19 protein-coding genes are annotated in these 20,130 nt (G+C 72.1%); 11 read left to right on the top strand and 8 right to left on the bottom strand.

The window, feature by feature from the left end; translation table 11 throughout:
- Window positions 1–47: 47 nt before the first annotated feature.
- The 3 genes from IE277_RS02285 to IE277_RS02275 form a co-directional block, all read right to left on the bottom strand.
- Window positions 48–998 (bottom strand): N-acetylmuramoyl-L-alanine amidase, encoded by a 951-nt coding sequence (locus tag IE277_RS02285; protein WP_189947971.1) that lies wholly within the window; start codon window positions 996–998, stop codon window positions 48–50.
- A 22-nt stretch (window positions 999–1,020) separates the two neighbouring features.
- Window positions 1,021–1,674 (bottom strand): class I SAM-dependent methyltransferase, encoded by a 654-nt coding sequence (locus IE277_RS02280; protein WP_189947969.1) that lies wholly within the window; start codon window positions 1,672–1,674, stop codon window positions 1,021–1,023.
- 114 nt (window positions 1,675–1,788) lie between these two features.
- Complete coding sequence (locus IE277_RS02275; RefSeq protein WP_189947967.1) at window positions 1,789–3,537, bottom strand: MFS transporter; 1,749 nt, start codon at window positions 3,535–3,537, stop codon at window positions 1,789–1,791.
- 163 nt (window positions 3,538–3,700) lie between these two features.
- Here IE277_RS02275 and IE277_RS02270 point away from each other — a divergent pair, with 163 nt between their 5' ends.
- The 4 genes from IE277_RS02270 to IE277_RS02255 all read left to right on the top strand — a co-directional run bounded on the left by IE277_RS02270 (window position 3,701) and on the right by IE277_RS02255 (window position 7,855).
- The gene (locus IE277_RS02270) at window positions 3,701–4,888 is read left to right on the top strand and encodes a lipid-transfer protein (RefSeq protein WP_189947965.1); all 1,188 of its coding nucleotides are present in this window, start codon (window positions 3,701–3,703) and stop codon (window positions 4,886–4,888) included.
- 63 nt (window positions 4,889–4,951) lie between these two features.
- Complete coding sequence (locus tag IE277_RS02265) at window positions 4,952–6,403, top strand: MFS transporter (protein ID WP_373310694.1); 1,452 nt, start codon at window positions 4,952–4,954, stop codon at window positions 6,401–6,403.
- A 52-nt stretch (window positions 6,404–6,455) separates the two neighbouring features.
- Window positions 6,456–6,995, top strand: coding sequence for a SigE family RNA polymerase sigma factor (locus IE277_RS02260; RefSeq protein WP_189947961.1), 540 nt, complete (start codon window positions 6,456–6,458; stop codon window positions 6,993–6,995).
- Window positions 6,995–7,855 carry a hypothetical protein gene (locus IE277_RS02255; protein WP_229880500.1) on the top strand — a complete coding sequence of 287 codons (861 nt, stop codon included), beginning with the start codon at window positions 6,995–6,997 and terminating at the stop codon, window positions 7,853–7,855. The genes IE277_RS02260 and IE277_RS02255 overlap by 1 nt, the downstream gene beginning before the upstream one ends.
- 13 nt (window positions 7,856–7,868) lie before the next feature.
- Here IE277_RS02255 and IE277_RS02250 read toward each other — a convergent pair whose 3' ends face one another.
- Window positions 7,869–8,510, bottom strand: a complete 642-nt coding sequence (locus IE277_RS02250) for a response regulator transcription factor (RefSeq protein ID WP_189947957.1) — start codon at window positions 8,508–8,510, stop codon at window positions 7,869–7,871.
- Between the two features lie 303 nt (window positions 8,511–8,813).
- Between IE277_RS02250 and IE277_RS02245 the strand changes: the two genes are divergently transcribed.
- Window positions 8,814–10,376: an alpha-L-arabinofuranosidase B gene (locus IE277_RS02245; protein ID WP_189947956.1), complete on the top strand. Its 1,563-nt coding sequence runs from the start codon at window positions 8,814–8,816 to the stop codon at window positions 10,374–10,376.
- On the opposite strand, the gene IE277_RS02240 is transcribed toward IE277_RS02245, so the two are convergent.
- Window positions 10,354–11,634 (bottom strand): sensor histidine kinase, encoded by a 1,281-nt coding sequence (locus IE277_RS02240; protein WP_189947953.1) that lies wholly within the window; start codon window positions 11,632–11,634, stop codon window positions 10,354–10,356. The genes IE277_RS02245 and IE277_RS02240 overlap by 23 nt on opposite strands.
- A 326-nt stretch (window positions 11,635–11,960) precedes the next feature.
- Here IE277_RS02240 and chsH3 point away from each other — a divergent pair, with 326 nt between their 5' ends.
- Genes chsH3 through IE277_RS02225 form a run of 3 tightly spaced genes read left to right on the top strand, consistent with a single transcriptional unit; the run spans window position 11,961 to window position 14,910 of the window.
- Window positions 11,961–12,836 carry an enoyl-CoA hydratase ChsH3 gene (gene chsH3 / locus IE277_RS02235; RefSeq protein WP_189947951.1) on the top strand — a complete coding sequence of 292 codons (876 nt, stop codon included), beginning with the start codon at window positions 11,961–11,963 and terminating at the stop codon, window positions 12,834–12,836.
- Window positions 12,837–12,865: 29 nt separating this feature from the next.
- Window positions 12,866–13,942 carry a Zn-dependent alcohol dehydrogenase gene (locus IE277_RS02230; protein WP_189947950.1) on the top strand — a complete coding sequence of 359 codons (1,077 nt, stop codon included), beginning with the start codon at window positions 12,866–12,868 and terminating at the stop codon, window positions 13,940–13,942.
- A gap of 14 nt (window positions 13,943–13,956) precedes the next feature.
- A complete protein-coding gene (locus IE277_RS02225; RefSeq protein WP_189947948.1) occupies window positions 13,957–14,910 on the top strand; it encodes a 3-oxoacyl-ACP reductase in 954 nt (317 codons plus the stop codon).
- A 77-nt stretch (window positions 14,911–14,987) separates the two neighbouring features.
- Here IE277_RS02225 and IE277_RS02220 read toward each other — a convergent pair whose 3' ends face one another.
- Together IE277_RS02220 and IE277_RS02215 are read right to left on the bottom strand one after the other, a co-directional pair.
- A complete protein-coding gene (locus IE277_RS02220) occupies window positions 14,988–15,146 on the bottom strand; it encodes a hypothetical protein (RefSeq protein ID WP_189947946.1) in 159 nt (52 codons plus the stop codon).
- Between the two features lie 95 nt (window positions 15,147–15,241).
- Window positions 15,242–16,510: a hypothetical protein gene (locus IE277_RS02215; RefSeq protein ID WP_189947944.1), complete on the bottom strand. Its 1,269-nt coding sequence runs from the start codon at window positions 16,508–16,510 to the stop codon at window positions 15,242–15,244.
- Between the two features lie 188 nt (window positions 16,511–16,698).
- Here IE277_RS02215 and IE277_RS02210 point away from each other — a divergent pair, with 188 nt between their 5' ends.
- The 3 genes from IE277_RS02210 to IE277_RS02200 are packed head-to-tail and all read left to right on the top strand — an operon-like array spanning window position 16,699 to window position 19,470.
- Complete coding sequence (locus IE277_RS02210; protein ID WP_189947943.1) at window positions 16,699–17,550, top strand: Nif3-like dinuclear metal center hexameric protein; 852 nt, start codon at window positions 16,699–16,701, stop codon at window positions 17,548–17,550.
- Window positions 17,547–18,290 carry a zinc ribbon domain-containing protein gene (locus IE277_RS02205; protein WP_189949164.1) on the top strand — a complete coding sequence of 248 codons (744 nt, stop codon included), beginning with the start codon at window positions 17,547–17,549 and terminating at the stop codon, window positions 18,288–18,290. The genes IE277_RS02210 and IE277_RS02205 overlap by 4 nt, the downstream gene beginning before the upstream one ends.
- A 19-nt stretch (window positions 18,291–18,309) precedes the next feature.
- Entirely contained in the window at window positions 18,310–19,470 is a 1,161-nt protein-coding gene (locus IE277_RS02200) for a bifunctional RNase H/acid phosphatase (protein WP_189947941.1), read from the top strand.
- On the opposite strand, the gene eda is transcribed toward IE277_RS02200, so the two are convergent.
- Entirely contained in the window at window positions 19,442–20,122 is a 681-nt protein-coding gene (eda, locus tag IE277_RS02195) for a bifunctional 4-hydroxy-2-oxoglutarate aldolase/2-dehydro-3-deoxy-phosphogluconate aldolase (RefSeq protein WP_189947939.1), read from the bottom strand. The two genes, IE277_RS02200 and eda, sit on opposite strands and share 29 nt — an antisense overlap.
- Between the last annotated feature and the right edge of the window lie 8 nt (window positions 20,123–20,130).

Genomic DNA, 20,130 nt, shown 5'->3' with positions numbered 1-20,130 from the left:
CACTACCGTCCGCAAGATCCGGCTGTCCGGCCGGTCTCGACCGGCGGTCACGACTCGTGCAAGAAACTCACGATTCCGTCAGACATTCCTTGCGCCGCCTTCTGTCGCCAGGCGTCGCTGGTCAGTAGTGCCGCGTCCTTGCTATCGCGCATGTTGCCGCACTCGATGAACACCTTGGGAACTGTTGACAGATTGAGACCACCCAGGTCCGTACGTGTGACGAGACCGGTACCTTCGCCGACGTAGTTGGACGGCGGCTCACCGGTGTCCCGCAGGAACGTGCCCGCGATACGCGTCCCCAGGTCACGGGACGGGCCCATGATCGGGCGGGTGTCGGCGGCACCGGCGTGCACGGTCCCGGGGAGGATGACGTGGAAGCCGCGGTTGCCGGCCGCGGAGCCGTCGGCGTGGATGGAGATCGCGGCGTCGGCGTGCGCGTCGTTGCCGATCCGGGCCCGCTGGTCCACGCACGGCCCCCAGGCCGGGCTGTCGCCGTCACGGGTCAGCTTCACCGTGGCGCCCTGCTTCTGCAGCAGTGTGCGCAGCCGGTGGGCGACGTCGAGGGTGAACCGGGCCTCGGTGTAACCGGCGTTGGTGGACGTCCCGGTGGTGTCGCACTCCTTCTTGTTCGTCCCGATGTCCACCTTGCGGTTGATCTCGGCGGTGTGCTGGAAGTTGCCCTGGTTGTGCCCCGGGTCGATGACGACGACCTTCCCCTTCAGCGAGGCGGGCCCGGGCGCTTTCGAGGCCCGCTTGCCGTCGTCCGCGGGAGAGCCCGCGGCAGAGTCCGTGGGGGAGGAGGGAACGGGGGCGGTGCCGGAGGGCGTGGCGGCGGCGGCCGTGCGGTCGGAGCCGCCTCCGCTGCCGCCGCCCACCGCCTCGTACACCACCCAGCCGAGCAGCGCGCCGGGCACCAGCGCGGCCAGCGCCACGGTCAGGGGCCCGCGCCGGGGCCGGCGGGGCTGCGAGGGTTCGAAGTCCGGGCCTACGTACGACACGTCTGCGACTCTAACCGGGCCCTCAGATCTCCGCGCCCGTTCGCCGCAGGACACGCAGGGAGCCGGTCGCCGACACCTCCGTGAAGGCGCCGGACCCAAGGGCCCGCAGGTACACCCGGTACGGCGCCTGTCCGGTGAACTCGTCCTCGGGATCCGGGAACACATCGTGGATGACGAGAAGGCCCCCTTCGGCCACATGGGGTGCCCAGCCGTCGTAGTCGGCGCTCGCGTGCTCGTCGGTGTGGCCGCCGTCGACGAAGACGAGGCCGAGCGGGGAGTTCCAGATCGCCGCGATCTGCGGGGAACGGCCCACGAGGGCGACCACGTGCTCCTCCAGCCCCGCCCGGAACAGCGTGCGCCGGAAGGCGGGCAGGGTGTCCATCAGCCCGATCTCCGGGTCGACCGTCTCGGGGTCGTGGTAGTCCCAGCCCGGCTGCTGCTCCTCGCTGCCCCGGTGATGGTCCACGGTCAGCACACTGACCCCCGCCGCACGGGCCGCGTCGGCGAGCAGCACGGTGGACCGCCCGCAGTATGTCCCGACCTCCAGCAGCGGCAACCCCAGCCGCCCCGCCTCCACCGCAGCCGCGTACAAGGCCAGCCCCTCGTCCGCGGGCATGAACCCCTTGGCCCCTTCGAACGCGACCAGGATCTCGGGCTGGGGAGCGGGGACGGGCATCGCGGGGGCGCCTCTCTGTCGTACGGCTGTTCAGGGCCCCATGCTGTCGCACCCCCGGCCACTATGTGACAGGGGGTGCGGCAGCATGGGGCGCGGGGCTGTGGTGGCAGAGCGCTACGCGCTCACAGTCTCCCCGGGCAACGAAAGATCCACAGCGACAGCCCCCTCGTCCCCGGAATGCGTCGCCGACGCGGCACGCGGCCCATGGCCGGAGGCCTTCGCCGCGAGCACATACGCCCCCCGCTCCGGCACGGCCAGCGCATAGCTGCCGTCCTCGCCGGAGACGGTCGCGCCCGCCTGCCGCCCCCGCCGGTCGATCAGCGTGACCTTGGCACGGGCGACGGGAGCGCCGTCCGCACCCAGCACCCGCCCCCGGAAGCCTCGCAGCACCTCTTCCGCCCGCTCCAGGACGGCGTCCTCCTCGCTGCTCGCACGCAGCTGGGTGTGCTCCTGCTGAACCGGGCGGGCGGCCTTCGGCAGGAACAGCGCGAGCAGCAGGCCCACCGCGACGGCGGCCGTGGCGATCAGGAAGGACACCCGGAAGCCGTGCATCGTCGGGATCTCGATGCCGCCCACGTTGTTCGCCGTGTTGGCCAGCACCATCCCGATGACGGCGCTGGACACCGACGTACCGATGGACCGCATCAACGTGTTGAGGCCGTTCGCCGCGCCCGTCTCCGACGCCGGGACCGCGCCGACGATCAGCGCGGGCAGCGAGGAGTAGGCGAGGCCGATGCCCGCGCCGAGGACGACGGAGGTGACGACGGTCTGCCAGGCCGCGTCCATCAGGCCGAGGCCGCCGCCGTAGCCGAGCGCGATGATCAGCAGGCCCATGATGAGGGTGACCTTGGGGCCGTACTTGGCGGACAGCCGGGCGTAGACCGGCGCCGTGAACATCATCGTCAGACCCAGCGGGGCCACGCACAGACCCGCGACGACCATGGACTGGCCGAGGCCGTAGCCGGTGGCCTTCGGCAGCTGGAGCAGCTGGGGCAGGACGAGCGAGACGACGTAGAACGCCACGCCGACCATGATCGAGGCGAGGTTGGTGAAGAGGACGGCCGGGCGTGCGGTGGTGCGCAGGTCGACCAGGGGCGCCTTGACGCGCAGCTCGAACAGGCCCCACAGGACGAGTACGACGACGGACGCGCCGAACAGACCGAGCGTCGTACCCGAGGACCAGCCCCAGTCGCTGCCCTTGGTGATCGGCAGCAGCAGAAGCACCAGACCGCTGGACAGGCCGAGCGCGCCGAGCAGGTCGAAGGAGCCCTCCGCCCGCATCGGGGACTCGGGCACGACGAGGAGGGTGAGGGCGATGGAGAGCGCGCCGAGTCCGGCGGCGCCGTAGAAGAGGGCGTGCCAGTTCGTGTGCTGCGCGACCAGGGCGGCGGCGGGCAGCGCGAGGCCGCCGCCCACGCCTATGGAGGAGCTCATCAGGGCCATGGCCGAGCCGAGCTTCTCGCGGGGCAGCATGTCGCGCATCAGGCCGATGCCGAGCGGGATCGCGCCCATGGCGAAGCCCTGCAGGGTACGCCCGACGATCATGGTGAGCAGCTCGCTCGTGAGCGCGCTGACCAGGGCGCCGACCACCATGACGGCGAGGCTGAGGATCAGCATCCTGCGCTTGCCGTACAGGTCGCCGAGGCGGCCCATGATCGGGGTGGCCACGGCGCCGGACAGCAGGGTCGAGGTGAGTACCCAGGTGGCGTTGCTGGGGGCGGTGTTCAGCAGCTGCGGCAGGTCTTTGATGACCGGCACGAGCAGCGTCTGCATCACCGCGACGGTGATGCCCGCGAAGGCGAGCACCGGGACCACGGCGCCGCTGGCCGTGCGGCCAGGCTGGTCGGTCGTCGTGTGGGACATGGAGTCGAGGCCTCCCCGTAGTGATAAGTACCGGGTAAACCTCGTATGCACAGGCAACTATTCCGTTGCTTCGGGCCCCTAACGGATCCTTGACCAGCCCATGGGATTCTGATCCGCCGTCAGGGGCTGGTGAGTTGATGGAACACGTTCTAGTGTGCGCGCCATGAAGGCCTATGTCGCCGGGGTCGGGATGACCAAGTTCGAGAAGCCCGAGACCCGTTCATGGCAGTACTGGGACATGGTGCGGGAAGCGGGCGGGGCGGCCCTGGCGGACGCCGGGATCGCCTATGGCGACGTGGAACAGGTTCCCGTCGGGTACTGCTTCCAGCCCTCGACCGCCGGCCAGCGCGCCGCCTATGAACTCGGCCTCACCGGCATCCCCGTCTACAACGTCAACAACAACTGTGCGACCGGCTCGACCGCGCTGATGCTCGCCCGCCAGCTCGTCGAAGGGGGCGCCGCCGACTGCGTACTGGCGCTGGGCTTCGAGAAGATGAAGAAGGGCGCGCTGGGCGGGGGAGCCGACGTAGGCGACTTCTCCACCTCTCCTGTCGCCCGGCACTACGGGGTGATGGCGGCCCGGCACGGCTTCGAGATGACCCCGCCCACCGCGCAGATCTTCGGCGACGCGGCCCGCGAGCACATGGAGCGGTACGGCACCACCGAGGCCCAGCTCGCCGCGGTCGCCGCCAAGAACCACCGGCACTCGGCGCACAACCCGTACGCGCAGTTCCGGGACGTGTACGAGGTGGCCGACATCCTGTCCGCGCGGACGGTCCACCGGCCGCTGACCAAGCTCCAGTGCTCGCCGACCTCGGACGGCGCGGCGGCGGTGGTCGTGGTGTCGGAGCGGTTCGCCTCGGGGCGCGGGCTCTCCGCGCTGGTGGAGATCGCCGGGCAGGCCATGGCCACGGACACCGAGGAGTCCTTCGCGTCCGGCTCCTGCATCGACGTCGTCGGGCAGCCCATGTCCCGCGCCGCGGCCCGGCAGGCCTACGAGCACGCCGGGCTCGGCATCGAGGACGTCGACGTGATCGAGCTGCACGACTGCTTCTCCGTCAACGAACTGCTGACGTACGAGGCGCTCGGTATGTGCGCCGCCGGCGAGTCCGGGAAACTGGCCGAGTCGGGCGCGACGACGTACGGCGGCCGCTGGGTGGTGAACCCCTCGGGCGGCCTGATCTCCAAGGGCCATCCGCTCGGCGCGACGGGGCTGGCCCAGGCGGCCGAGCTGGTCTGGCAGCTCCGCGGCACGGCGGGCGACCGGCAGGTGCCGGACGCGCGGGTGGGACTCGCGCACAACATCGGACTGGGCGGTGCGGCGGTGGTGACGGTGCTACGCGCGGTCTAGGCCGGACGTCCTACTCCTGGTGGTCCGAAATGCCGATGCAAGGACCGTAACGGGGTTGAGAGCATGACATCCATGCTCGAAGCCGCCGACACCACACCCCTCATATCCCGCCTCCTGCCGCGGCGGACGGCCGCGCCCACCTGGCTGGTCGTGGCGCTCGCCTGCGCCGGACAGTTCCTGGTCGTCCTCGATGTGTCGGTGGTGAACGTCGCCCTGCCGTCCATGCGGACCGGGCTCGGGCTGACCCCGTCCGGTCTGCAGTGGGTGGTGAACGCGTACGCCATCGCCTTCGCCGGGTTCATGCTGCTCGGCGGCCGGGCCGGCGATCTGTACGGGCGCAAGCGCATGTTCCTGGTGGGGCTCGGCCTGTTCACGCTGGCCTCGCTGGGCGGCGGCCTCGCCCAGGAGAGCTGGCAGCTGCTGCTGGCGCGGGCCGCGCAGGGGCTCGGCGCGGCGGTGCTGGCCCCCTCGACACTGACCCTGCTGACGGCCGCGGTGCCGGAGGGCGCGGCGCGGGCGCGGGCCATAGCGACCTGGACCGCGGTCGGCGCCGGCGGCGGTGCCGCGGGCGGGCTGGTCGGCGGAGTCCTCGTGGACGTGCTGGACTGGCGCTGGGTGCTGCTGATCAACGTGCCGGTGGGCGCGCTGGTGCTGGCCGGCGCGCTGGTCTGGCTCAGCGAGAGCCGGGCCGGGGACGGGCGGCGCCTGGACCTGCCGGGCGCGCTGCTGGTCACGGCGGGCCTCGGGACCCTCGCCTACGGCATCTCGCAGACGGAGGCGGAGGGCTGGACGGCCCCGGCCACCTTGCTGCCACTGCTCGGCGGGCTGCTGCTGATCGCCCTGTTCCTGCTGGTCGAGGCACGTACGGCGGCCCCGCTGATGCCGCTCGGGCTGCTCCGGCTGCGCTCGGTCGCGTCGGCCAACGCGGCGATGTTCCTCGCCGGCTCGGCCATGTTCTGCATGTGGTACTTCATGACGCTCTACGCCCAGAACGTCCTCGGCTACTCGCCGCTGCAGGCCGGTCTCGCCCTGGTGCCCAGCTCGCTGTCCGTGGTCGTCGGCTCCAAGGCGGCACCGCGGCTGATGCGGGGCGCGGGCCCGCGGCCGGTGGCGGTGCTGGGCACGCTGGTGGCGGCGACCGGGTTCGGCTGGCAGTCGACGATGACCGCGCACGAGGCGTATGTCACCGCGATCATGATCCCGGGGGTTCTGATGATGCTCGGCGCGGGTCTGGCGGCGACCCCGCTCGCCTCCCTGGCCACGTCGGGCGCGGCGCCGGGCGAGGCCGGGGTGGTGTCGGGACTGGTCAACACCTCGCGCACGATGGGCGGTTCGCTCGGGCTCGCCGTGATGTCGACCATCGCCGCGGCCGGGACGGGCAGCGGCCACGGTCCCGAGGCGCTGACCGACGGCTACGCTCTGGCCTTCCGGGCCAGTACGGCGGTGCTGCTGGGCGGGGCGGTCCTGATGCTGGTGTGGCTGCCGGGAAAAACTTCCATGACATCCCGAGGGTGAGGCAACGGTCCGGGCTGCCCATGGACTCCTTCATACATCAAGGGAGGTGCCCATGGGGGACGGGAAGCAGGTTCGGAACGAGGAGTTCCAAAGCTTCATGATCGGCCGCTGGCCGCGGCTGATGCGTACGGCGTTTCTCCTCACGGGGGAGCAGCACGCCGCCGAGGACCTGGTCCAGTCGACGCTGGAGCGGGTCTATGTGTCCTGGCGCAAGGTCGGCGCGGCCGACGACCCGGAGGCCTATGTGCGGCGCGTGATGATCAACCTCCACGCACGCAAGCACAGAAAGAGGCTCAAGGAGTTCCTGGCTCCGAAGGACGACTCGGGCCTGGTGCACGAGGTGCCCGAGGCGGGCGACCGGATCGCGCAGGCCGACGACCGCGGCGCGCTGCTCAAGGCGCTCGCCCAGCTGCCCGTGCGGCAGCGCGAGGCGGTCGTCCTGCGCTACTGGGAGGACCTGACGGAGACACAGGCGGCGGAGGCGATGGGCTGCTCGGTCGGCACGGTGAAGAGCAACGCGGCCAAGGGGATCGCGAAACTCCGGGCCATACCGGCACTGGCCGAGACGGTGACGTACGGAGGGCGGAAGTGATGAGCGCGGACCGGGAGACGTACGACATGACGGCGCAGACGGACATCGCCCTTCTCCTCGCGGACGCCGCGGACGGGGTCGAGATCGGTACGGCCCCGGTGCAGGCGGTGCTGCGCGCCGGCCGGCGGCGCAGGGCGCGGCGGTGGGCGGTGGCGTCGGCCACGGCGCTGGTGGTGGCCGGGACGACGGGCGCTCTCGCGGTGACGGGCCTGCCGGGCGGCGGCCCGGCGGTCCGGCAGGCGAACGAGGCGAAGCCGCCGGCCTCGGCCGAGGCGCGGCACGTGTACGACCCGCAGCGGACCGAGCTGGCGTGGGGCATGTACAAGGGCAAGGAGTGGCACGTCGCCGTCCAGGTGTGGGGAGCGCCGCGCGACGAGGGGGAGGCGGCCCGGCAGCTCGACGCCATGGGTGAGCTGGGCCTCAGGCCGGCGGATGCGCACAGGGCCGCCGACCTAGTCGGCAAGACCTCGTACTTCGCGACCCGGGCCTGGGGCGAGAACCGGCCGCAGCAGGTCATGTTCAGCACGGTCGACAAGTTCGAAAGCTACTCGGGCAAGGACATGGAGGCCGCGGCGACCCGGCTGGGGTACGGCGGCGAGAGCTCCGGACGGCTGGTGGTCGGCATGGTCGCCAAGACCGCCCGGCAGGTCACCTGCCACTGGAAGGACGGCACGACGGCTGTGGCCGAGCCGGCCGAGGGCTACTCCGCCCACGACACGGGGTCGGCGATCCGCGTGGTGGACGGCTTCCAGGGGGCCAACTGGTTCACGTGCGTGGCGCCGGAAGGGACGTCCTACGCGTCGGCGGAGGTGACCAAGCCGGACGGGGCGGCCTACGCATCGGTGGTCGTGACGAAGTAGCACCTCCGGGAGGTCACAGCCACCCCTGCTGCCGGGCCTCGCGTACCGCCTCCGCCCGGTTGCGGGTGCCGGTCTTGCCGATCGCCGAGGAGAGGTAGTTGCGCACCGTGGACTCGGACAGATGCAGCGTGCCGGCGATGTCGGCGACCGTCGCCCCGTCCACGGACGCCTTGAGCACATCGCACTCACGGGCCGTCAGCGGGCTCGGTCCGGCACTGAGCGCGGCGGCGGCCAGCGCCGGGTCGACGACGGTCTCCCCGGTGAGCACGCGCCGGATCGCCGCGGCGAGTTCCTCCACGGGCCCGTCCTTGACGAGGAACCCGGCGGCCCCGGCCTCCATGGCCCGGCGCAGATAGCCGGGCCGGCCGAAGGTGGTGAGGATCAGCACCCGGCAGTCGGGCGCCTGGTCCCGCAGCTCGGCCGCGGCGTCCAGCCCGCTGGTGCCGGGCAGTTCGATGTCCAGCAGGGCCACGTCCGGCCGGTGCAGCAGCGCCGCCTCCACGATCGTGTCACCACGGGAGAGCTGGGCGACGACCTCGATGTCGTGCTCCATGCCGAGCAGCAGGGCGAGCGCACCACGCATCATGCCCTGGTCCTCGGCCAGCAGAACCCGGATGCACTTGGCGGGCCTGCCGTCCCGCGGCATCTCGTTCATGCGCTCAGCCTACGGCCACCGGGCCCATCGCCCCGGCAGTGCCGAGGGTTTCGCGGACATCGTCTGGCTGATGCCTGAAGGGGCGGATTTCGTCCGGTGATTGACGCGGCGTGCGGTCCTCTCCGGTAAAGAATCCGCTTGATTCCGTGCAGCGGGGGTTGACGGTCGCGGACGGCGTGCAAACAATCGCCCCTGCATTTCCAAATCCCCCCGCAATTTGGCAGCGGAATAGGTTCGGTATTTCGATCGAACATTGTCCGAAATACCGAACGGACGCTGCCCCGTGACGAACCGAGGTGCGTCTTGCTCTTCAGAACACCCCGCCCCCGACGCCTGAGAAGCGCCGCCCTGTCCGTGCTCGCCGGCCTCGCGACCCTCGCCGCGCTGCTCCTCGGCGTCGGTGTGCCGCAGGCCGCCGCCGCGAGTTCGCTGCCCTGTGACGTCTACGCCGCCGCGGGCACCCCCTGCGTCGCCGCGCACAGCCTGGCCCGCGCGCTGTACTCCTCGTACAGCGGCCCGCTCTACCAGGTGCAGCGGGCCTCCGACGGGGCGAGCGCGAACATCGGTCTGCTGTCCGCCGGCGGATACGCGAACGCGGCCGCCCAGGACTCCTTCTGCTCGGGCACGACCTGCATCATCACCAGGATCTACGACCAGTCCCCGCGCCACAACGACCTCACGGTCGAGGGCGCGGGCGGCGCCGGCAAGGCCGATGTCGGCGCGCCCGCCGACGCGCTGCCGGTCACCGTCGGCGGCCACCAGGTCTACGGCCTGGAGATATCCGCCGGCATGGGCTACCGCAACGACTCCACCTCCGGCGTCGCGACCAACGGCGCCGCCGAGGGGATGTACATGGTGACGTCCGGCACCCATGTCAACGGCGCCTGCTGCTTCGACTACGGCAACGCCGAGACCAACAACAAGGACACCGGCAACGGGCACATGGACGCCATCAACTTCGGCACCGAGTGCTGGTTCTCGCCCTGCTACGGACAGGGCCCCTGGGTGCAGGCCGACCTGGAGAACGGGCTGTTCCAGTCGGACGCCGGATACAGCAAGAACACCTCCAACACCGGCACCGGACCACTGCCTTTCGTGACCGCGCTGCTCAAGAACAACGGCCAGAACCATTTCGCGCTGAAATACGGGAATGCCCAATCCGGTGGGCTCACGACCACCTATTCCGGAGGTGAGCCGACCGCCAGTGGATACTCGCCGATGCACCAGGAGGGCGCGATCGTCCTCGGCACCGGCGGAGACAACAGCAACGGCTCCATCGGCTCCTTCTTCGAGGGCGTCATGACCTCCGGCATCCCGACCGACGCCGCCGACAACGCCGTCCAGGCGGACATCGTCTCCGTCGGCTACGGCGGCGCGACCGGCAGCACCGGCACGCTGAACGCGGGCTCGGAGATCTCCCTGCGCGCCACCACGTCCTGCTGCACCAGCGACTACGTCCGCCACCAGAACAACGCCGGAGTCCTCAGGGCCCTCACCTCCAGCAGCTCCGGCCTGGACAAGAACGACGCCACCTGGATCGTCCGCAGGGGGCTCGCCGACCGTTCCTGCGTCTCCTTCGAGTCGCGCGACTACCCCGGAGACTTCCTGCGCCACTACAACTTCACGATCTACCGGCAGCCCATGGACGGCACCGCCCAGTTCCGGGCCGACGCCACCTTCTGCCCGCAGACGGGCAAGAGCGGCACCGGCACCTCGTTCGCCTCGTACAACTACCCGACCAGATACCTACGCCACTACAAGTACAACCTGTACATAGCGAGCGACGGCGGGTCCAACGACTTCGACAGCGCCACGTCCTGGACCGACGACGTCAGCTGGGCGGTCAGCTCGCCCTGGGCGCCGTAGCCGCCGCTTGCACCAACCCCGCCGACTGCACCGGGAGTTCGGCGGTCACCGTGAAACCGCCGCGTGGCGACGGGCCGACCGTGAGCGAGCCGCCCGCCGCCGCGAGGCGCTCGGTCAGCCCCTTCAGACCCGTGCCGCCGATCCCCGGCTCGGGCCGGATCACCGGCTTGCCGCTGCCGTTGTCGGTGACGGTCAGCCGGACCCGCTCCGCGCCGCTCTCCACGGTGATCTCACAGCGGCCGGCGTCGCTGTGCCGGACCACATTGGTGACCGCCTCGCGCACCACCCAGCCGAGGAGCGCCTCGGTCTGCGGTTCGAGCGGCGTACCGGACTGCCGGACCACCGGCTCCACGCTCGCCGCGGACAGCGCCGAACGGGCCCGGGTCAGTTCGGTGGCGAGGCTGCCCTCCCGGTAGCCGGTCACCGCCTCGCGGATCTCGGTGAGCGCCTGCCGGCCCACCGACTCGATGTCCGCGATCTGGCCCAGCGCGGCGTCCATGTCGCGCGGGGCCAGCCGCCGGGCCGCCTCGGACTTCACCACGATCACCGACAGAGTGTGCCCCAGCAGGTCGTGCAGATCGCGCGAGAAGCGCAGCCGCTCCTTCTCCACCGCGCGCCGGGCCAGCTCCTCACGGGCGGCGCGCAGCTCCCGCACCGCCTCGGACAGACCGAGGATCGCGGCGGTCACCATGCTGGACAGGAACGTGGCGTAGCCGATGTTCGTGGCGTCGCCCCAGTTGTCGCGGACGCCGGAGACCACCGCCGCGTACACCGCGAGCAGGATGCCGGTACGGCCGAGCCAGGGGCCGCGCAGGGTGGCGCCGGTCGCGAGGCCGAGCAGCGGGAAGAACATCAGCCAGGTGCCGCCGTAGCCGAGGGCCAGGCCTGTGGTCAGCAGGCCCATGAGCGCCAGCGCCACCCGGGTGGAGACCGCCTCGCGCGTCTCCCGGTGGAAGGCGCGGAACGTGACGTAGACGTACAGGGAGTTGAAGGCGAGCAGGCCCAGGCCGCCGATCAGCGGGTTCGGGGTCGTGCCCTGGAGCAGGTTGGAGAAGGCCCCCATCCCCATCAGCAGCCAGGGCAGCAGCGCGAAGCCGGTGGGCGGCGGTCCCGGATGGTCGACGTCCGAGTGCTCGCCCCGCCCCCGCTTCCCGGCGGCCCGCTGCGCGGCCCTGAAGCGCTCCAGCTCCGCCTTCCACTCAAGCCGCTCGGCCTGCCAGGCCCGCGCCTGGCTCCGTGCTCTGCGCAACACCGTCATGTCCGTGTTTCCCCCGATCAGCTGGTCCCCGCCGTACGGCGGTACGACAGCACAGCGTACGAACCGAACAGTTCCAGCCAAGCCGTCGCCACGATGATGGCACCCGGGCCCCACTCCGGGCAGATGCGCATGTACGGAGTCGGGCAGTACAAATGTCACCGACCGCGACACCTGACACTCCGTCAGGAGCCTTCACAACTGAAGAGCCCTCGGCTATACAGAGGGCGCTGGACTGGAACGCGTTCTAGATCCGCCCCCAGGACGACCTCGGTGCGGCCGACGGTGCGGACGGCCGTGCCGGGGTCTTGAACCGCCACAGGAGCCGTATGCCCATCGACGCAGCCAAAGCCCTCGCGGCCGAGCCCCGTACCGGGGACATCTCCTGGACCACGAAGGACGTCCAGCTCTATCACCTCGGCATCGGCGCGGCCGCGAATCCCGACAAACACAACCCCGCCCTCGATCCCGGCGAACTGCGCTACACCCTGGAGTCCCGGCTGCACGTCCTGCCGAGCTTCGCCACCGTCGCGGGATCCGGCGCGCCCGGCGTGATCAGCGGGCTGTCCATGCCCGGTGTCGAGGTCGAACTCGCCAAGGTCCTGCACGGCGGGCAGACTCTGGAGATCCACCGCCCCATCCCGGCCGAGGGCACCGCGAGAGCCACCAACCGGCTCGCCGCCGTCTACGACAAGGGCAAGGCCGCCATCCTGGTCCTGCGCACCGAGGTCGCCGACGCCGACGGCCCGCTGTGGACCAACGACGCGCAGATCTTCGTACGCGGCGAAGGCGGGTGGGGCGGCGACCGCGGGCCGAGCACCCGCCTCGAACCGCCCGCCGGTGAACCCGACCGGATCCTCGAACGCCCGGTCCGCGAGGACCAGGCCCTCCTCTACCGCCTCTCCGGCGACTGGAACCCGCTGCACGCCGACCCCGACTTCGCCCGGCGCGCCGGCTTCGACAGGCCCATCCTGCACGGGCTGTGCACCTACGGCATCACGCTCAAGGCGGTCGTGGACACCCTGCTCGACGGAGAGGTGGGCCGCGTGCGGTCGTACACCACCCGGTTCGCCGGGGTCGTGTTCCCCGGGGAGACCCTGCGCATCCGTATGTGGCAGGGGGAGGGGAGCGTGCGGGTGGCCGTCAGCGCGGTCGAGCGGGACGACGCGCCGGTCCTCGCCGACACGATCGTCGAACACTCTTGATCCAGTGAGCAGTTGAGGGGAGCCGCACCATGCGCGCAGCCGTACTGCACGAGATCGGCCAGGAAAAACTGGAGGTCCTCGACGACGTCGAGGCGGTGGGCTTCGGCCCCGGCAGGGTCAGGGTCCGGGTGCGCGCCACCGGGCTGTGCCACTCGGACCTGTCCGCGATGAGCGGCGTACTGCCGCAGCCCGCGCCGTTCGTGCCGGGCCACGAGGGCGCGGGCGAGATCCTCGACGTCGGGGAAGGGGTGCGGGGGCTGCGGCCCGGTGACCGGGTGGTGATCTGCTGGCTGCCCGCGTGCGGGGCCTGTCCGGCCTGCAAGCGCGGCCAGACCCAGCTGTGCCTGGCCGGATTCATGAACGCGGGCACCCCCAACTTCAAGCGCCCCGGCGGTGATGTCTTCGGCTTCGCCGGCACCGGCACCTTCGCCGAGGAGGTCGTGGTCGACGCGGGCTGCGCCGTGCCCATCCCCGAGGACGTGCCCTTCGACGTGGCCGCGCTGATCGGCTGCGGGGTCACCACCGGACTCGGTGCCGCCCTCAACACCGCTGATGTGCAGGCCGGTTCGTCGGTCGCCGTCATCGGCTGCGGCGGCGTCGGCATCTCGGCGGTGCAGGGGGCCCGGCTGAAGGGCGCCGCCGAGATCGTCGCCGTGGACCCGGTCGCCACCCGGCGCGAGTCCGCCCTGAGGTTCGGCGCCACGAAGGCCGTCGCACCGGAGGAGCTGGCCGAGGTCAGACAGCAGGTCACCGGCGGCGAGGGCTTCGACTATGTCTTCGAGGTCGTCGGCCGGTCGGCCACCGCCCGCACCGCCTACGAGAACACCCGCCGCGGCGGCACCCTCGTCGTGGTCGGCGCCGGCGCCATGGACGACTTCCTGCAGCTCAACATGTTCGAGCTGTTCTTCGACGAGAAGCGCATCCTGCCGTCCATGTACGGCGGCGGGGACGTGCTGCGCTCCTACGAGCGCGCGATCGCCCTGTGGCGGGCCGGCCGGATCGACCTGGCGGGCCTGATCACCCACCGGGTCCCCCTCGCGGAGATCAACGAGGCACTGGACCAGATGCGTACCGGGACGGCCCTGCGTACGTGCATAGAGATCTGAGGACGGGGGCCGGCATGGCACTGCCATCCGAGGGGCCGTTGCAGGGGCTGTCCGCCGTCGTCACCGGCGCCGGACGCGGGCTCGGCCGGGCCGAGGCCCTCGAACTCGCCCGGCTCGGCGCGGCCGTCGTCGTCAACGACTACGGGCAGCCGGGCCGGGACGGCTCGGGCGCGGCCTCGGCGGCACCCGCCGAAGAGGTCGCCGCCGAGATACGCGCCCGGGGCGGCCGGGCGGTGGCCCACACGGGGGATGTCGCCGACTTCCAACAGGCCCGGGGCATCCTGCAGTTGGCGATCGAGGAGTTCGGCAAGCTGGACATCCTCGTCAACAACGCCGGCATCCTGCGCGACCGCATGGTCTTCTCCATGACCGAGGACGAGTGGGACTCGGTGATCCGCGTCCACCTCAAGGGCCACTTCAACACCACCCACTTCGCCGCCGCGCACTGGCGGGAGCGGTCCAAGGCGGCCGGCGGGGAGAAGGTCTACGGACGGATCGTGAACACCTCCTCGGAGGCGTTCCTCGCCGGCTCCGCGGGCCAGCCCAACTACGCGGCCGCGAAAGGCGGCATCGTCGGACTGACCACCTCCACGGCCCTCGCCCTCGCCAAGTACGGCGTCACGGCCAACGCGATCTGCCCGCGCGCCCGGACCCGGATGACCGAGGACGTGTTCGCCGGCTTCCGGCCGCCGGACGAGGGCCTGGACCCGCTGGCCCCCGAACATGTCGCCCCGCTCGTCGGCTACCTCGCCGCACCGGCCGCCGCCCGGATCAACGGCCAGCTGCTCGTCGTGCACGGCGGCATGGTCGCGATCGTGGAACGGCCGCGCGTGCGGGCCAGGTTCGACAGCAAGCAGGAGACGTTCACCCACGACGAACTGGACGCGCTGCTCACCCCGCACTACGCGGACCGGCCACCGGGGGAGACCTTCGCGGCGGCGGAGGTGCTGGGACTGAAACGCGGGTGAGGAAAGAGGACGAGAAAAGAGAAAGAGAAACGAGAAGAGGGGGCGCCGGTCGGGCGCCCCCTCTTCCGCGATGACCGTCAGGCGGCCGCCTCCGCGGTCTCCTCCGCCGGCCTTCGGTGCCGGCCGTGCGGAGAAGTCTCGCTCTCCTGGACCGCGATCGGGCCCCGGTGCCGGCCATGGCCGGCAGCCTCGGAAGAGTCGGCAGACAGCTGCTCCGTCGTGCTGGTGTCGCTCATCGGACGTATTCACCCCGTCACATGATCTTTCGTACAGCCGGGCGAGTGTAACCGGCGCACCACCGGCCACATCCAGGCGCACACGCCAACCGGCACTAGTTCGTTACAAGACGTGCCAGGGGCGCCTGCTGCAACGGCACCGGACGCGCCGTCACCGGCTCCGCGACCGGCTCCGGGGCCTGCTCCGCGGCCTGTTCCTGCCGGGCCGGGGCCGCCGTCCGCTCCGCGGGCTCCGGAGGATCCGGTTCCGTCGCCCGCCGGGACGTCTCGGACGCCCCGGCAGCCGTGCCGTCCCGGACCGGACCCTCCAGACCCGCGCCCCCCGCCCCCGTCTCCCCCCGGGGCGCCGTCAGCCCCGCCACGCCGCACGGAGTCCCCTCCGTGGCGTACGGCAGCCGCAGCACCCCGTCCCGTGTCCACAACCCGGCCCCGGCCAGCCAGCCCTCGGGCGCCGGGAAATGGCTCAGCTGCCGGCCGGCCGGCCGCCAGACCCCCACCCAGCTGTTGCCGAACGGCCCGTCGATCCGCAGCGCCACCGCGCAGTTCTCCGGCGTCAGCACCTGCTCGGGCTGGATCGCGAACGGCGTCACCGCGCAGTCCGGCACCCGCAGGCTCTCCGGGAAGCGCACCGGCAGGGTGCTGCCGAGCACGCCCCAGCCCAGCCGCTCCGCCCCCGGCGACGGCGCGTCGGAGGAGATGAGCAGCAGCCCGCTGTCCGGGTCGGCGAGCAGCAGCCGGTCATCGCTGCCGGCCGCGATCTGCAGCAACGGCGAGACCTCCGCGCGCTCCAGGTCCACCACGACCGTCTTGACCGGCCCGTCCGCCAGCTCCCGGTCCAGCGCCAGCATCCGCCCGCCGCGATCCAGCCAGACCCCGCCCGCGCACCGCCCCGGCACCTGTGCGACCCGCTCCGGGCCGAACGCCCCGCCCGCCACCAGCCAGACCGCACTCGAACGCGGCCCGACGGCGAGGGCGTACGCCCGCGCCCCGCCCGGTGCGGGCGGCAGCAGCGTGAGCCGGGTGCCGGGCTCGGGGCACTCCACCGCGCCCAGCGGCAGCTCGCCCGTGCCGGGGCCGGTCGGGTAGAGCAGCGAGAAGGCGTGCCGGTGTTCGACCAGCCGGTGGATCAGCACCCGGCCGTCGGACAGGGGCTGCACCTCGGTGCCCGGCTCCTCCGGCTGATGGCCGGGCAGCGGCACCGCGTACGGCTCCGGGCCGTCCAGCGTCCAGCGCTCCGGGAACCAGCAGTCGCCGGCCCGCGCGAGCCGGGCGGCGTACGCCCCGTCCGCCGTGATGGCGCACCCCGTCCCCGGCTCACCGTCGTCCTCGCCGGTGGAGGGGGGTTCGATCGCACAGGCCGTCATCCTTCGGTCACCTCCGGCGACGAAGCTAGTTTTCGTACGCACGGGCGTGGGACCGGCAGACAGCGGCTTCACACATAAGGATGGCGCAGAAGCGATTCACCTGAGGAAACCGGGACCTTTGTGCTGAGCGGGGCCAGACCAGGCGCATGCGGTACGGCCGCGCAGGCCAGCCAGGTAGCCTTTGCTTCGTGCCCCGTCTGTCTGAAGTCATCGCCGCGCTGGAGAACCTGTGGCCCGCCGAGCGGGCCGAGTCCTGGGACGCGGTCGGCACCGTCGTGGGCGACCCCGACCAGGAGGTCACCCGGGTCCTGTTCGCCGTCGACCCGGTGCAGGACATCGTCGAGGAGGCGGTGAAGCTCGGCGCCGATCTGCTGGTCACCCACCACCCGCTCTATCTGCGGGGGACCACCACGGTCGCGGCGACCCACTTCAAGGGCCGCGTCGTGCACACGCTGATCAAGAACGACATCGCCCTGCACGTCGCGCACACCAACGCCGACACCGCGGACCCGGGCGTGAGCGACGCCCTCGCCGGCGCGCTCGACCTCAGGGTCGTACGACCCCTCGTGCCGGACCCGACCGACCCCGAGGGCCGCCGGGGCCTCGGCCGGGTGTGCGAGCTCGACCACCCGGTGACCGTCCGTGAACTGGCGGCCCGGGCCGCCGAGCGGCTGCCCGCCACCGCGCAGGGCATCCGGGTGGCCGGCGACCCCGAGACCGTCGTCCGCACCATCGCGGTCAGCGGCGGCTCCGGCGACAGCCTCTTCGACCAGGTCCGCGCGGCCGGCGTCGACGCCTTCCTCACCGCCGACCTGCGCCACCACCCGGCCGGCGAGGCCGTCGCGCACAGTCCCCTCGCGCTGCTCGACGCGGCGCACTGGGCCACCGAGTGGCCCTGGTGCGAGCTGGCCGCCGCCCAGCTCGACGAGATCTCCGACCGTCACGGCTGGGACCTGCGGGTCCATGTGTCCAAGACGGTCACCGACCCCTGGACCGCCCACGCGGCGTCCAGTACGACACCCGCAGGAGCCCCCAACTGAACGCCGCGCCCGCCGACCAGATCCGACTCCTCGACGTCCAGGCCCTCGACGTCCGGCTGCAGCAGCTCGCGCACAAGCGCAAGTCGCTGCCCGAGCACGCCGAGATCGGCTCGCTGACCAAGGACCTCACCCAGCTGCGGGACCTGCTCGTCGCCGCGCAGACCGAGGAGAGCGACACCGCCCGCGAGCAGACCAAGGCCGAGCAGGACGTGGACCAGGTGCGCCAGCGCGCCACCCGCGACCAGCAGCGCCTGGACTCCGGAGCGGTCACCTCGCCCAAGGACCTGGAGAACCTCCAGAAGGAGATCGTCTCCCTCGCCAAGCGCCAGGGCGACCTGGAGGACGTCGTCCTGGAGGTCATGGAGCGCCGGGAGGCCACCCAGGAGCGGGTCGCCGAACTGACCGGGCGGGTCGGCGCCGTCCAGGGGAAGATCGACGACGCGACCGCCCGCCGGGACGCGGCCTTCGAGGAGATCGACGGCGAGACGGCGACGGTGACCAAGGAGCGCGAGGTCGTCGCGGGCGCGGTCCCGGCGGACCTGCTGAAGCTCTACGACAAGCTGCGCGAGCAGCAGGGCGGCATCGGCGCGGCCAAGCTGTACGCCCGCACCTGCCAGGGCTGCCGCCAGGAGCTGGCGATCACCGAACTGAGCGAGATCCGCGCGGCCGCGCCGGACACGGTCGTCCGTTGCGAGAACTGCCGCCGCATCCTGGTGCGCACCGCCGAGTCGGGCCTGTAGGAACACCGAAGGGGCGTACGTGGCAAGGGAGTTCATCGTCGAGGCCGACGGCGGCTCCCGGGGCAACCCGGGTCCCGCCGGCTACGGCGCGGTGGTCATCGACGCGGCGACGGGCGAGACGCTGACGGAGGCGGCCGAGTACCTCGGCGTCGTCACCAACAACGTCGCCGAGTACCGCGGCCTGCTGGCGGGTCTGCGCGCGGCACGGGAACTCGACCCTTCCGCGACCGTCCACGTCCGTATGGACTCCAAGCTCGTCGTCGAGCAGATGTCGGGCCGCTGGAAGATCAAACACCCCGACATGAAGCCACTGGCACTGGAGGCGGGACGGGTCTTCCCGGCGGACCGGGTGACATACGAGTGGATCCCGCGAGCGCAGAACAAACACGCGGACAGGCTGGCGAACGAGGCGATGGACGCGGGGAAGCGGGGCGGGCAACCCTCGCCGGCCGGCAGCGTGGCGACGGCCGGGGCCGGCCACGAGGACACCCGCGCCGCACGCAAGGTCGCCACGGCACCTCAGCCGGCCTCCGGCTGGGCGTCGCCGGACATGGGGGCCCCGGCCACCTTCGTCCTCCTCCGCCACGGCGAAACCCCCCTCACCCCCCAGAAACGCTTCTCCGGCAGCGGCGGCACCGACCCCTCCCTCTCCGTCGCCGGCCGCGACCAGGCCCACCGTGTCGCCGAGGCCCTCGCCCGCCGCGGCACCGTCCAGGCCATCCTCGCCTCCCCGCTCACCCGCACCCGTGAGACCGCCGCCGCCGTCGCCACCCGCCTCGGTCTCGACGTGACGATCGAGGACGGTCTGCGCGAGACGGACTTCGGCGCCTGGGAGGGCCTCACCTTCGGCGAGGTCCGCGAGCGCCACCCCGACGACCTGAACGCCTGGCTCGCCGACCCCGAGGCCCACCCCACCGGCGGCGGCGAGAGCTTCGCCGAGACCGCCACCCGGATGGAGGCCACCCGGGAGAAGCTGGTCGCGGCCTACGCCGGCCGTACGGTCCTGCTGGTCACGCACGTCACCCCGATCAAGACCCTCGTCCGCCTCGCCCTCGGCGCCCCGCCCGAGTCCCTGTTCCGGATGGAACTCTCGGCGGCCTCCCTGTCGGCGGTGGCGTACTACGCGGACGGCAACGCCAGCGTCCGGCTCTTCAACGACACGTCCCACCTGCGTCCCTGACCCCGCCGAGCCGCGCCGCGCCCCGCGCCAGCTCCTCGATCCGCGCCCAGTCCCCGGCGGCCACCGCGTCCGCCGGGACCATCCAACTGCCGCCCACGCAGCCGACGTTGGGCAGGGCCAGATACTCCGGCGCACTCGCCGGCCCGATCCCGCCGGTCGGGCAGAACCGGGCCTGCGGCAACGGCCCGGACAACGATTCCAGGTAGGCCGTACCGCCCGCCGCCCGCGCCGGGAAGAACTTCATCTCCCGCACCCCGCGCTCCAGCAGCGCCACGACCTCCGAGGCGGTCGACACCCCGGGCAGGAACGGCACCCCGGACCCGCGCATCGCCTCCAGCAGGGTGTCCGTCCAGCCGGGGCTGACCAGGAACCGCGCCCCCGCCGCCGCACACGCGCCGACCTGCTCCGGCGTGATCACCGTGCCCGCGCCGACCATGGCCTGCGGCACCTCGGCGGCGATCGCCCGGATCGCCTCCAGCGCCGCCGGCGTCCTGAGCGTCACCTCGATCGCCGGCAGCCCGCCCGCCACCAGCGCCCGCGCCAGCGGTACGGCGGCGGCGGCGTCGGAGACGACCACCACGGGCACGACGGGGGCGCGATCCACGAGGCCCAGTACGGAGGCGGGCGAGGGTGAGGGCAGCGCTGAGGTCATGCCCTCAT

This window comes from Streptomyces alanosinicus, from assembly GCF_014650595.1.
Classification (GTDB): Bacteria; Actinomycetota; Actinomycetes; order Streptomycetales; family Streptomycetaceae; genus Streptomyces; species Streptomyces alanosinicus.
The sequence above is the reverse complement of the archived record's forward strand: the minus strand, read 5'-3'. Positions and strand labels throughout refer to the sequence as shown.

Coding starts and splice junctions, on each gene's coding strand:
- IE277_RS02280 (WP_189947969.1), bottom strand. CDS start 1,674: ATGCCCGTCCCCGCTCCCCAGCCCGAGATCCTGGTCGCGTTCGAAGGG.
- IE277_RS02275 (WP_189947967.1), bottom strand. CDS start 3,537: ATGTCCCACACGACGACCGACCAGCCTGGCCGCACGGCCAGCGGCGCC.
- IE277_RS02270 (WP_189947965.1), top strand. CDS start 3,701: ATGAAGGCCTATGTCGCCGGGGTCGGGATGACCAAGTTCGAGAAGCCC.
- IE277_RS02265 (WP_373310694.1), top strand. CDS start 4,952: ATGACATCCATGCTCGAAGCCGCCGACACCACACCCCTCATATCCCGC.
- IE277_RS02260 (WP_189947961.1), top strand. CDS start 6,456: ATGGGGGACGGGAAGCAGGTTCGGAACGAGGAGTTCCAAAGCTTCATG.
- IE277_RS02255 (WP_229880500.1), top strand. CDS start 6,995: ATGAGCGCGGACCGGGAGACGTACGACATGACGGCGCAGACGGACATC.
- IE277_RS02250 (WP_189947957.1), bottom strand. CDS start 8,510: ATGAACGAGATGCCGCGGGACGGCAGGCCCGCCAAGTGCATCCGGGTT.
- IE277_RS02240 (WP_189947953.1), bottom strand. CDS start 11,634: ATGACGGTGTTGCGCAGAGCACGGAGCCAGGCGCGGGCCTGGCAGGCC.
- chsH3 (WP_189947951.1), top strand. CDS start 11,961: ATGCCCATCGACGCAGCCAAAGCCCTCGCGGCCGAGCCCCGTACCGGG.
- IE277_RS02230 (WP_189947950.1), top strand. CDS start 12,866: ATGCGCGCAGCCGTACTGCACGAGATCGGCCAGGAAAAACTGGAGGTC.
- IE277_RS02225 (WP_189947948.1), top strand. CDS start 13,957: ATGGCACTGCCATCCGAGGGGCCGTTGCAGGGGCTGTCCGCCGTCGTC.
- IE277_RS02220 (WP_189947946.1), bottom strand. CDS start 15,146: ATGAGCGACACCAGCACGACGGAGCAGCTGTCTGCCGACTCTTCCGAG.
- IE277_RS02215 (WP_189947944.1), bottom strand. CDS start 16,510: ATGACGGCCTGTGCGATCGAACCCCCCTCCACCGGCGAGGACGACGGT.
- eda (WP_189947939.1), bottom strand. CDS start 20,122: ATGACCTCAGCGCTGCCCTCACCCTCGCCCGCCTCCGTACTGGGCCTC.